Origin of the sequence: Flavobacterium sasangense DSM 21067, from assembly GCF_000686885.1 — a bacterium.
Taxonomy (GTDB): domain Bacteria; phylum Bacteroidota; class Bacteroidia; order Flavobacteriales; family Flavobacteriaceae; genus Flavobacterium; species Flavobacterium sasangense.
The window spans coordinates 98,901-111,014 of the sequence record NZ_JMLU01000009.1 but is presented as its reverse complement, the minus strand read 5'-3'; the positions used below and the strand labels follow the sequence as shown (position 1 = coordinate 111,014).

Genomic DNA, 12,114 nt, shown 5'->3' with positions numbered 1-12,114 from the left:
CGCCTGCTAAACGCTTTTTACCAGCTTCTAAAAACTCTTTATTCCATTTGTAAAACTGAGATTCATTAATTGAATACTTACGACATAATTCTGCAACTGACATTTCTGCACGTAAAGCTTCCATTACAATTTGGATTTTCTGTTCGGAACTAAAGATTCTTCGTGTATTTCTACGAATGTCTTTGATGAAATTCTCTGCTGTTTTTTTCTTAGGTGTTTTCATACTATTTCAAAGTTAATAATTTTTGAAAACACTCTCTTAGTTTTGAACTAAATCAGTCCACTTTTTGCTGACGATTTACACTAAGAGTTTAGATGATTTAAAATCAAAGATAGAAAAAGAACCATTTGCTACTGGAGGATATTATCTTTTTGTCGATTATGAAATTGTAAATAAAAGATATATTTCTGTTGTGCTATTAAGAAAGAAAAATGGAATAAACATTTTTAAACAAGGAAATGTGTTCAAAGTTGATGGAACTGAAAATATAAATATTGATAAAATTGCAATGGCATTTAGATTGAATTATGATTTATTTTTAGCGAACGATCCGAACAAAAATTATTTAGCAATAATCTCAACACAAAAGGATGGAATTGCATCAGGTTATTTTATTGATTGGGTTTCTGCCGGTGGTTTAATAAAAAATTCGAAGAACACTGCAAGTTTTGTTGCAATAATAAAAACAATAGATATTCCAACAGATGAAGATGGTAAGGAAATGTATACAAGAAGTAGTTTTCAAAAAGCGGTATATGATAGTGTAAATTTGAGAAAAGATAAGATAATAAACATGAGGGATTTAGGAAGACAATTTTATGGTGAAGAAAACGAGAATAAGTTTTTTGAATTTGCTGTAAATAATGATTTGACCATTGATCCTGAATTCAAAAGAGATAGCAAAAGATGGAAAGGGTTGGTAACAATTATTGCTACAATACCAGGTATAACTCTAAATGTTGATTATTTAAAAATTAACTCTGATGAATTTAAAGCAGAAGATGAAACAATAATTATAAAATCAAAAAAATTAGTTGACCAGATAAAAAAGCAATATGAGCAGCAACGAAACTCTTAAAACTACTATAAACGAATTTCTATCAATATTAGATAATGATATTGTAAAGAATTCATTGGTATTTGATGGTAGTAATTTGAGATTTAAGATTGAGAATAATTATTCTTCAAATTTAGAAACAGCAAATAAGATTTTTAAAACCATCAATGAATTAATTAACGGTGAAATCGAAATAAAGCTTACTAGTTGTAAATTAAAAAGTACTTTTTTCTATTTCGATTACGATAATTATTTACGCGATTATGAGTATTACAAAGATGTTTTTAGTAATTCCAATATTGTTATAATTGATTTTGAGGCAAAGATTTTGTTCAAAGAAATTAATGAGGAATTTACATTAAAAAAAGCAGACATATTTAACTATATTCAATATAGAGAATTGCAAGATTTTTTAATTTCAAAAAATGAGTTTACACCCTATCATGATAAATTTAGTAAGCAATTTGTTATTATTGGAAAAGAAAAAGGAGCTTTTCATATTGGATATAATTCACTTGAGAAAAGAAAAATTTCTAATGAAGATATAAAACCATTCGTAGAAGAGTTAAAGTCCGAATTTGTAAAGAAAGAATTTATACAGTTTTTCAAAGATGTAATCATAAACAGCCTTCATAGTACTGATATAAAAGACAGATTATTTGAATTAACTAAAAGTTTAAAGCTATTACTTAATCTAACAGCAAAAGATTATGAAAGTTATGTTTTAGATTTTGCTATCGATAAAATAAAATCTAAATTCAAAGAAGAGCGAAATAAATATTTTGAAAGTTTAGAAAAGAGTATCGATACAGTAAGTAAACAAATAGTTTCATTTCCCTTAACTTTCGGAGCAACAGCGTTTGCTAGTTATCAAGTTAAAGATAAACCTTGGATACTTATTTTGATAGTAATTGCATATTTACTATACACATTCATTGCCTTTAAAGTCTTATCAATAACAGATTACAATATTCTTTGTTTAAAATCAGATGTCAATAAAGAAGAGAATGAAATTAAAAATGGCTATGAAAAAGTTTATGCTGATTTTAAAGAAGATTTTATAAAGATATGGACTAAAATAAGAAAACTTGAAGGTTTAGTTTTAATTTTAAAATGGATTTTGTCTCTTCTATTTTTAATTTTCTTACTATTTGCATTAGTTCAAATTTTTAATCCAGTTGCTTCTGATAAAAAAGAAAAAATATCTGTGGAAACAGAAACCATTAATATAATTGTTAAAGAAAAAAAACATCCTAAAGAAAACTAGCTGTATGGATGCATCAACTTTTTGGAAGAACTTTAACCTTGGTACAGAACTACAAGTATCAGGAAACTTCATCTATAATTCACTTTCAATTTTTGATAAGATGGAAACTTTTTATCACGAGGAAGAAATATTTGAGTTTCTTTATAATTTATCAGTTGGAATTGAAAGATTATTAAAAATCAATGTTATCTTAATTGAACATACTGATGATATAAACCAAGAAGCTTTCTTTGAAAGTATTAGAAATCATAATCATCAAGGTTTAATTCAACGAATTCAAAAAAAATATACTTTAAAAAAATCAAAACCTAAAGGAAAACTAATTCAGATACTTGGAAATTTTTATAATGAAATGCGTTATGATCGTTTCACAAATAAAGAACCTCAACGATATGACAAAGAGAAACAAATATTAATTGAATTCATTAATAAATACTTAAACATTGAAATAAAAAATGAATTTCTCAATGTTACTAAAAATCAAGTTCAAATAAAGAAATTCATCGGAGAAACAGTCAAATCAATTGTAACGGAACAATATGGTATACTTAGAGAAGAAGCCCATAGATTAGGAATATTTGTTTATGAAATTAGATATCTCTCAAAAGCTTACAAGATTTTCATAATGGAACAGTTTGATTTTGAATTTGAAAATCGTATTCAAAAAGAAGTATTAATAAAATTGATAAATGATGATAATTTACTTTTAAAAGAATTCTTGAAAGAAATCAAACCTCTTGATTTTGATAATTATGATGGTAATTTTTATATAAAATGTATTCTCAATAGATTAACAGCTTTAAATCTTGATGGTGAGCTTGATGTTTTATATGAAGAAACAGAAAATTTAGAGGAAAGAGTTGAATTTTTAGATTGTTTAGGAAATGAGGATGTTAGTTTTTATTTTGATGATGAAGATTTAAATTAATTTGAAAGCATTACTATTTTGGAATTACCTAACTTCTTCTTTTATACTCAACCTAACGATAACCGAGAAAAATATACATTCAGCTTTGGTGAAAATGGTATTCACTATACTTTGATGTATGTAGCCCATAAAAAAGCGTTTGACTTTCACAAAAAAGATGATAATGTTAAGGATATTGATAATATTAATCCTTATGAGCCATTTTTTGAAATGTCTTCTTTTAAATTTTTTCGTTTTTTACGAAAAAATGCTATAGTTCAAGAATATCTACTAAAGGAATTTGTTGTAAAAAACAAAATTAACCTTGGGAAACTTAAAAAGAATAACTGTTGGTTGTTACAACTAGAAAATGTTAATTTTTCACAAGAAGTATATAATACGGAACGAAAAGGAAGAATGTTGAAGTCAAATAAAAAATTTAAGCTTGACAGTATGATAACTGAAATGGAATTTTTACATCCTGATGAAATCAAAAACATCAATTGCAATGTTTTCAGTGTTGTGAAATATAAAAATGGAATTACAACTTTCGAGGGATTTATTTACAGAATAAATGGTAAGTTATATTTTTGGAACAAAAAGAATATTAATCAATTAATGAAACTTACTATAGTTTCAAATTACAATCTTTTATCTCAAATAAACTTTATCAATAAAGATGAACTACTAAAAAAACTTTACGAAATAATTACTAGAAAGTATAAGTCTTTAAGAAAATGATTTTTTGTAATACATTTGAAAAGAATTAATAAAATAAAATGCTCAATTCAACCGAAATAAAATCAATAATAGCTTCTGGAGAAGGTTACAATGCCGAATTCAAAGTCAGTATTCCAAGTAAAATAAAAGAAATCACAGAAGAAGTATGTGCATTTGCCAATGCTTCTGGTGGTGTTGTATTAATTGGCGTTGATGATACCAATACTATCAAAGGAATAACAATTGATAATGCTAAACGTTCAGCAATACAAAATTCAATCAACGAAATATCTCCAGTGCTGAAATGTGATTTTAATATTGTTGAGGTAGATGGTAAAGATATAGCAGTAATTGAAGTTCCTTCAGGTCAAAATAAACCTTATGTGTTATCAGGTGCAATATATGTGCGTCAAGGTCCAAATTCGCAGAAACTCACAACGGTTGAAGAAATGAGAGACTTTTTCCAACAAGCCGACAAAATTTATTTTGATGATGCCATTTGTAAAGAAGCCAACATAGAAGATGATATTGCAAAAGAAAACATCAATACATTTCGGTTTGAAGCAGGTTTAGTCAATGCAACTTCAGACGAACAATTATTTACCAATCTAAAGTTAGTAACCAATGATGGCCAATTAAAAAACGGTACCGTTTTATTCTTTGGGAGTAATCCAGAAAAGTTTTTTGAAAAAGCAGTAATTCGTTGTGTAGCATTTGACGGTATAGATAAAAGATATATTGTTGATGATAAAGTAATGACAGGAACATTATACCAACAATATCAAAAAAGTATGATTTGGTTAAAGTCAAAACTAGATGTAAGATATGATATTGAAGGAGAAGGCGGTAAACCAAGAAAAGAATTATGGGAAATACCAGAAACAGCATTCAAAGAAACAATTATAAATTCATTAGCTCATCGCGATTACTACGATAAAGGAGCAAGAATAACTATCGAAGTATTTGATGATCGAGTAGAAATATCAAATCCAGGTGGTTTAGTAAGTGCAGTACCAAGAAGTGAATTTGGGAAAAGAAGTGCCAGTCGAAACCCTTTAATCTTTGGTTTATTTGAAAGAATGCGATTAGTAGAACAAATAGGTTCAGGAATAACTCGTATCAGAGATGTAATGAATGATGAAGGACTAACTCCTCCTGAATTTAATATTGATGGAATGTTTACAGTTACACTTAGAAGACCTTTCGATTTTGAAAAGTGGGTAGAAAAGTGGGTAGTAAAACTAACTGATAATAGAGTTAAAATTCTAAGAGAAGTTCACAATAATCATAAAGTAACTAAAAAAGAATTAGAACAAGTTGTAGGTATAAGTGCTTCTGCTATAGATAATAACATAGATGTTCTTAAAGATTTAGGATTACTTAGTAGAGAAGGAAGTGACAAAGGAGGTTATTGGAAAATCATTCCTATTTTACCATAAGTGGGTAGAAAAGGTGGGTAGAAAAACAAAATTAAATTATCTCATTCAGCTGCACAAAAATCGCTCCTAGTCCAAGTATTCATAGCATCAATGCTGGCGTTTGCTTCATTTCGCTAATTTCAATTTTAAATGACGAGAATGCACTTTTCGTTTAGTGGTAAATTGACGTTTTAGGTTTTCAGTTGCCACTCCATCCCAACGCTCCAAAAAGTTTTTGTATGCCAGAAATGTATCACTCCGAAAGAAAAAAGTGCAAGGCAACAAAAACTTTTCCCAAAGCTTAGTTACATAATGTGGCATTATAATGCATAAAGAACTATCCTGCTACTAATCAAAATCACGGATGCACTATAATAACATTATGTAAAAAAGCCGCTCACCCAACGCGCTTGCCAGTGGCTCCAGGACAACTTTTTTCTATGCTTCCTCGCACCAGCCTGCATAGAAAAAAACCGTCCTTCGCCACTGTCTTTAACAACGTTCACCATTTCATCGGAAACTACACGGTTATAATTGCTTTTAAGAACGTACACGTTAACTGTTTTTATCAGCTTTGTGGTTAAATAGGAAGTGTTTTCATTGCTTTTGTAAGTAATAAAAAGGCTTTTAATCACAGTTAATTTGCCTATGGTAAAAGCCATTTTATTACCCACAAAACCAAAACTCCAGTAAGAGTATCATTTTTTATTTGCCAGAAAATAAGCAGTAATTGCTCCAGCGAAAAAGCTGATGCCATACCGTTTTTTAAGATAATCTGCTGTATACTGAACACTGCGACTGCCAACTAAATTTCAGGCATCAGCTTTTCCACTAAAGCAATCAGAAACACCCCAATAAGCAAATAAAAAATGATACCCTTACTCGCGCTACTGCCACATCGCACTCGGTAGTATAATGCATTGTTTTTTGAAAATGCTTTCCATTTTCAGAACAGCATTCCGATTAAATTGAAAAAACTCATTTCAAAGCACGTTTAGGCATCCTCAAAAATCAAATCCACAAAAGAGTATCAAATTCTTTGGCCGGATAAAAAGCGTTTTTATTGTTTGATTTGTTTTTCATCCATCCAAAGAATTTGATACCCTTTCCGAAGACGTCTATCTTTCAAATCAACTCTCATTCCTTCAGCTAAAATCCGATTAAAAAAGAACGTTTGATTTGACAGGAAATTTCAAAAAAAATAAATAAAAAAAGGAAGCAAAGGTAAGTTCCAGGTATTCAGAAAAAAAAGTTCAAGCCCTACGGGTTTTAAAAAAAATCTCCACCCATAACATTTCGCAAGATATTTTAGACTAAAAACAAAACCCGATTTCCGATGATGTATCGGGTAGTATTTTTTTTAAAAAACTTTTTTTCTGAAACCTTCCACTTAAACGGACGGCTTTCTTTTTTTCTTTTTTTTCTTTTGAAAAATTTTAATGGGCGGAGCCTAGCGAGGCACACCTGCATTTCAAGAGAAAATCTGCGAAAAATTGAAAATATAATCAATTTTTAAAGCCGAAAGTATGCAGAATTTTATCATCAAAACTCACAAGAAAGGTACGATTTACTCGAAACCCCATTTATTCCTACTTAACAAAGGGATGAACAGCGGAAAACCACAAAAAGAGCCATTTACGAACAGTTTTGTAGTCATTTTTGATTTAGAACAGGATTGTGAAAACCTTTATTTTGTTGCTTATAGTTTATGGAAAACTAATTTTTGGCATCAATATTTAGTTGGTTCTGTAATTCCATTTTTACGTCTTAACGATTTCAAAAAGGAGTTTTTTATAAAATCTAAAATTATGATGGAAGAACACGAAGCTCACATTAAACACGTTGCAGCTCTCAAACTTTTAGAGCAAAAAGAAAAACAATTTCACGAAAACATTAACCTAATCAACGATATGCGAAGAGTTATTTTATATAGATATGTTAATAAATAACAAAAATGTATTAAGATTTAGTATTTTTGTAAAAATATAAAATAACAATGCAAGAGAGCGTTTTTATCACTTATAATCCGAATTCGGATAATGAAAAAAATATTGCACTAGACCTATTTAGAAAAGGCAAGCAAAATGGATATTTTATATACTTACCTGAACGAAATAATTATTTTTCAAAAATTAGCCAACAAACTAAATTAAATATTGACTCAGCAAATTGGTTTGTAATTTTTTCAACATCTCAACTTTCCGAAACAGTAAAAGATGAGATAGAATATGCTTTTAAATCAAAAAAAGATAGCAACATAATTGTAATCTATTCTAAACATTTTGGGAAAAACATAGACTTTCCAAACAACAAACCTATTGAAATGTTTATTGATGATTATAATTTAAATAGTATTGAGCAATTCAAGAAAGATTTGTTTGAGAAAATCAAGCCTGTAAGGAACGTAAAAGAGAAAGAAGGAGCAAGTGGATTAGAGATACTTTTAGGTGTTGGTGCTGCATTACTTCTATTGGGTGCATTAACCAGTGATAAAAAGAAGTAGTAATGGTTGAGTTAAACAATAGAAGAACCGTTTTAGAGGCATTAAAAATTCCTTTAGAAAAGAAAATATCTTCAATACTTGAAAACTTCCCTTCATTTAAATCCAAAAAAAATAGTAAAACATTATATCATTACACGGATTTACATAGTCTAAAAGCAATTGTTGAAAATCAATCTTTTTTTTGTAGTAATTCAGCCTATTTAAATGACAAAAAAGAATATTATTATGGGTTAGATCTCTTTAAAAAAGAGTTTGAAAAAATAGCTAATGATCCTAAAAATGATACTTCATTTAATATTGTATCTGCCGTTTTAACGGAGTTAAAAGAAAAAAACATATCAAACCATTTTGCCACTTGTTTTTCGCTTGAGGGAGATTTGTTAAGTCAATGGAGAGCATATGCAAATGATGGAAAAGGAATTGCAATAGGATTAGATAGAAAAAAACTTATTGAAGGTTTTGAAAATATTGCTAGTGGATTTTATATTGAATATGGTTCAAACAATCAATTAGAATTGGTAAATAATTTAATAGAAACAATTACTGAATACTATTTTGAACATTTTGATTTAATATTAGGATTAAAAAGTGATGAAGATGTTTTTAAAGAAATTGCCCAAGAAATAAATGAATTATTAGATAAATATATTGGTCTTTTCAAACATAGTTCTTTTGAAGAAGAAAAAGAATTTAGATTCGAAATGTCAACAGATAAACAATTTAGTACTTCATTAGAGTCTATTTCTTACAGAGTAGGTAAAAACAATCTTTTAGTACCTTATAAAGTTTTAAAAACAGACTATGCTTTTGAAAAAGAGAGAGCAAAAGATGATAAAGCAAGTTTGGAATTATTAGAAAAAAATAAAAAATATAGGGTAAAAAAAATTCCTATTAGTCATATCATTATTGGTCCATCTTTAGACTCTGAATTAAATAAACAATCTATTAAAGACTTCCTATCAAAAAATGGTTATTCAGATGTTGAAATAATTCCTTCTGAAGTTCCTTACAGAATATAAAAGTCGAGCTAAAGTATTGGACTTTTTATTTGTAAATTTGAAGTCAAAATAATTACACATGATAGATTTTGTTTCGGATCAGGATATAAATAAAGAGGTTAAAACTATAGAGGAATCTCATAGGCTTACAGCTTTTTCTGGGCGTCAATACCCAATCGAATATTTATCCTCAAGAGAGTTTGAATTGTTGACGTTTTTTACATTTAAGAAAGACATTGCAAATGGCATATACAATGACCAAATTGATACATGTCGTCTAATGAATGGAACTGCTGATAAAGGTCGTGACATATTGCTTCAATACGCAGGTAAGAATGTCGGAGTAGTACAATGTAAGAGATTTGAAAGTTTGATAACACGTCCAAGCTTAGCTAGAGAAATAATTAAATTTATTTTACATGCATTACAAGATGATGAATTGATTAATGAGGCACAAAATTTTACATATTATTTTACAGCATTAAAGGGATTTAACAACCCAGCAACTAAACTTCTAACTGAATTTAATAAAGAAGTTACAGCAGATGAAGATTTAGCATCATGGACGAACGAAGTAATTAAAGAAAACGAAACTATAAAATTTAAAAAGTACGAAGAAGTAGAAGAGCAACTTTTAGATATATTGAAAAAAATTAAAGTCGAGCCATTAACAGCTGTTGAGTTGGATCAAAAATTGAAAAATAGCAAAGAAATAATTTCAATTTTTTTCGAGGTTGAAAAAGTAGCTAGTGAAGACATGCTTAGAAAAGTATTAAACGAATTTACAGGTTTTAAAAATGATGAAGACTTAGAAAAATTACGCTTAAAGTTACAAGATGTGCCAATTGAAAAAAGAATGTATTTTGGTCTTTTCGATATTTATGGTTATGACATTGAGTTTTATAAAAAAATACTACGTGATAAAGAATTTGTTTTTGAAATAGCAAAAATACGGTCTGAATTTAGCAAGCGATTTATTGATTATTTGGGAGAATTTATAGATAAGTACATTTTGCTTTTTATTTCTGGAATACCTGAAATTTCACCGTTTACCAAATCTATAATGAAACCTTACCTATTCAATAAATTCGCTTTACAACATAGCAACGATGAATTGGGAGCATTTGCAATGCAGATATTTGAGAAGGATAGGCAAGAATCCTTAATTGGGAAGTATCAAACTATTGAACAGCATTTAAGTTATGCATTGGAAATTGGACAAAAAGTATTAAATAATGACTACTCAACATTTGAAGGTGATGAACAACTACTTCAATTAAAAAAAGACCTTTGCCAATTCACTTACGGGAGTTTCAAAAGCATAGATGAAATGAAAACTCGGTTCTACGAAGATATGATAATTGTTCAGCCTATTTTAGAAATGATTGAAAGTGAAGTTCAAGTAATAATGCCTAAAAACCCAACCATTATAATAGGAAGTGGTAGTCTAGGCAATACTGAAGAAGAAGTTGTAGACTTATTTAAAAAAGTACAGAAGTTAAACTAAAAAAAGCCAGGTCACACGACTTGGCTTTCATTTTGTTTAACCCAAAGGTCACCACAACTAGGGCTAAACTTATTTTTTGTGCTTCTTATTCAGGCTTTTAAGTAGTAACGAAATCGTAAAACTGACCACAGCTCCAACAGTTGCTAAGATAACCGTTTTGGCAATATCATCAGAGGAAAGATTAGGTACAATACTTAAAAATGTGCCTCCAGCAGTTCCCATCAATGTGGGATTATTTGCTGTCATCAGTTGTTGTAAGCTGACTTGCAGCTGACAAAACTCCTCCAGCTACTGCTACATAACCTCCAATAGTTGTAACTATAGCAGGTAAGGCAATTGGAGCAGCTAAAATAGTTCCACCTACGGCAGCCAATGCCAACCCAACCGTTCGAAGCACTTTGAAAAATTTTGGTGTGGGAGCTTTTGCTCTATTAATGATTTTTTTCATAATCTATTATTAAGATTGGATAATTAATTCAACACTTTCTTTATTGTCCAAAGCTTTGTAAACAAATACTTTTAGCTTTGCAAAAGCTTTTCTCGACATCAAACCTAAGCCAGGTCCAGAAAGTTTAGTAACGGGAGCAATACAGCCTTGCAATTCCTTTTGAGCATTATTAGCAGGATGAAAAAGAATAAACTTTCTATTCGGTACATCTACCAATTCTAAATGCCATTTGTATTTTGCACTGTATCGCTTTCTAATAAAATATTTCCCTTCCGGAACACAGGAAACCTTCGTTTCGTTCATCTTCCACGGCAATTCAATCGTATTACAAATCAATTTGCCTTCGCATTCGAGTTTACCATTTGTTCCTTCAGGGAAATAAGTTCTAGTTAACCAAATAACCATTACACACCGCTATCAACTTTCGCAATTGATAATGGGTTAAAAGCACCATTTTTCAATGGGTACATTTGTCCATTTATCTCTTGATAGAACTCAACACCTAGAGCCAAAAATAATGGCTTAGTTGAGTTAGCAGTGGCCGCATTCACTTGATTAATTGGAGCAGTAGCAGTTCCATCCCATGGTAAAATTGCAGTTTCAGAAGTAGCAACCACATACGTTTCAGCTTCAAAATCAATTTCAGCTCCACCAGAAATGATTTTGTAGTGAGTAGTTCCACTTGGAGCAGCAATCATATTCGCAGGAATAAATGATGCTAAATCCACAGTAATTTCTCCTGCAACTCTGTCAATAGTTGCCACAAACGGAGCAAACAAAGTGGTCCCAAGCTTACCTCGAATATTGAATTCAAAACCAAATAACAATTCAGCTTCTCCATCAATTACGTTACGTAATCCACGTTCACTAACAGTGTCCGCTTGGATAACTTTCACCATAGCTTGTGTCAAACGGCTTACCATTCTACCATCGGCAGAATTTAAAAGCAACGGTCTTAAAGCGGTTCTAAGCATTTTTCCTGCCTTTCCAGCTCTACCAAACTCAGAACCATTCTCACGAGTTCTTTGAAACGCAGGATCACTCGCAATTCTGCTCGCGTCAATTCCACCTTTCTCTCTCGCTAAGTGACCATCTTGCGTTTTATAAAAAGTAATATCTCCGATAGTACCTTTTAATTTAATTATGCCTTTCTGTCTAGCCATAACTTCAAAATTTTGTTAAACATTCATTTAAAATCTCCTTCATTCTTTCAATCAGTTGCAACCACATTTTGAATGATTAAAGCAAAGTTTACAAAGCATTTCACAAAAGAAAAAACCATAAGTGT

General features: G+C 30.0%; 15 protein-coding genes. 9 read left to right on the top strand and 6 right to left on the bottom strand.

Going from position 1 to position 12,114, the window contains the following annotated elements:
- Positions 1-223, bottom strand: a 223-nt coding sequence (locus tag BP92_RS0108730) for a transposase (RefSeq protein ID WP_026725714.1), incomplete at its 3' end; no start/stop codon positions are given.
- A gap of 64 nt (positions 224-287) precedes the next feature.
- On the opposite strand from BP92_RS0108730, the gene BP92_RS0108725 reads away from it, so the two are divergent.
- Genes BP92_RS0108725 through BP92_RS0108705 form a run of 5 tightly spaced genes read left to right on the top strand, consistent with a single transcriptional unit; the run spans position 288 to position 5,391 of the window.
- Positions 288-1,079, top strand: a complete 792-nt coding sequence (locus BP92_RS0108725; protein WP_026725713.1) for a nucleoid-associated protein — start codon at positions 288-290, stop codon at positions 1,077-1,079.
- A gap of 55 nt (positions 1,080-1,134) precedes the next feature.
- A complete protein-coding gene (locus BP92_RS0108720; protein ID WP_150111897.1) occupies positions 1,135-2,325 on the top strand; it encodes a hypothetical protein in 1,191 nt (396 codons plus the stop codon).
- A gap of 4 nt (positions 2,326-2,329) precedes the next feature.
- Complete coding sequence (locus BP92_RS0108715) at positions 2,330-3,253, top strand: hypothetical protein (RefSeq protein WP_026725711.1); 924 nt, start codon at positions 2,330-2,332, stop codon at positions 3,251-3,253.
- Positions 3,254-3,271: 18 nt separating this feature from the next.
- Positions 3,272-3,973, top strand: coding sequence for a hypothetical protein (locus BP92_RS0108710; protein WP_026725710.1), 702 nt, complete (start codon positions 3,272-3,274; stop codon positions 3,971-3,973).
- Positions 3,974-4,011: 38 nt separating this feature from the next.
- Positions 4,012-5,391 (top strand): ATP-binding protein, encoded by a 1,380-nt coding sequence (locus BP92_RS0108705; protein WP_026725709.1) that lies wholly within the window; start codon positions 4,012-4,014, stop codon positions 5,389-5,391.
- Between the two features lie 359 nt (positions 5,392-5,750).
- On the opposite strand, the gene BP92_RS0108695 is transcribed toward BP92_RS0108705, so the two are convergent.
- Complete coding sequence (locus BP92_RS0108695; protein ID WP_026725707.1) at positions 5,751-6,032, bottom strand: hypothetical protein; 282 nt, start codon at positions 6,030-6,032, stop codon at positions 5,751-5,753.
- 864 nt (positions 6,033-6,896) lie between these two features.
- Between BP92_RS0108695 and BP92_RS0108685 the strand changes: the two genes are divergently transcribed.
- From BP92_RS0108685 to BP92_RS0108670, 4 genes are read left to right on the top strand one after another with little or no spacing between them, the layout of a single operon-like run.
- Positions 6,897-7,319: a DUF6943 family protein gene (locus BP92_RS0108685; RefSeq protein WP_026725706.1), complete on the top strand. Its 423-nt coding sequence runs from the start codon at positions 6,897-6,899 to the stop codon at positions 7,317-7,319.
- Positions 7,320-7,366: 47 nt separating this feature from the next.
- The gene (locus BP92_RS0108680) at positions 7,367-7,873 is read left to right on the top strand and encodes a hypothetical protein (protein WP_026725705.1); all 507 of its coding nucleotides are present in this window, start codon (positions 7,367-7,369) and stop codon (positions 7,871-7,873) included.
- Between the two features lie 2 nt (positions 7,874-7,875).
- Entirely contained in the window at positions 7,876-8,892 is a 1,017-nt protein-coding gene (locus BP92_RS0108675) for a DUF2971 domain-containing protein (protein WP_026725704.1), read from the top strand.
- A 58-nt stretch (positions 8,893-8,950) separates the two neighbouring features.
- The gene (locus BP92_RS0108670; RefSeq protein ID WP_026725703.1) at positions 8,951-10,378 is read left to right on the top strand and encodes a hypothetical protein; all 1,428 of its coding nucleotides are present in this window, start codon (positions 8,951-8,953) and stop codon (positions 10,376-10,378) included.
- A gap of 69 nt (positions 10,379-10,447) precedes the next feature.
- On the opposite strand, the gene BP92_RS17105 is transcribed toward BP92_RS0108670, so the two are convergent.
- From BP92_RS17105 to BP92_RS0108650, 4 genes are read right to left on the bottom strand one after another with little or no spacing between them, the layout of a single operon-like run.
- On the bottom strand, positions 10,448-10,624 hold the full coding sequence (locus BP92_RS17105; protein WP_160169123.1) for a hypothetical protein: 177 nt from the start codon (positions 10,622-10,624) through the stop codon (positions 10,448-10,450).
- Positions 10,611-10,826 carry a hypothetical protein gene (locus BP92_RS0108660; protein ID WP_026725702.1) on the bottom strand — a complete coding sequence of 72 codons (216 nt, stop codon included), beginning with the start codon at positions 10,824-10,826 and terminating at the stop codon, positions 10,611-10,613. The genes BP92_RS17105 and BP92_RS0108660 overlap by 14 nt, the downstream gene beginning before the upstream one ends.
- Positions 10,827-10,835: 9 nt before the next feature.
- Positions 10,836-11,231, bottom strand: coding sequence for a DUF5675 family protein (locus tag BP92_RS0108655; RefSeq protein WP_026725701.1), 396 nt, complete (start codon positions 11,229-11,231; stop codon positions 10,836-10,838).
- Positions 11,231-11,989, bottom strand: coding sequence for a hypothetical protein (locus BP92_RS0108650; protein ID WP_026725700.1), 759 nt, complete (start codon positions 11,987-11,989; stop codon positions 11,231-11,233). Before BP92_RS0108650 ends, BP92_RS0108655 begins: the two co-directional genes overlap by 1 nt.
- Positions 11,990-12,114 lie beyond the last annotated feature (125 nt).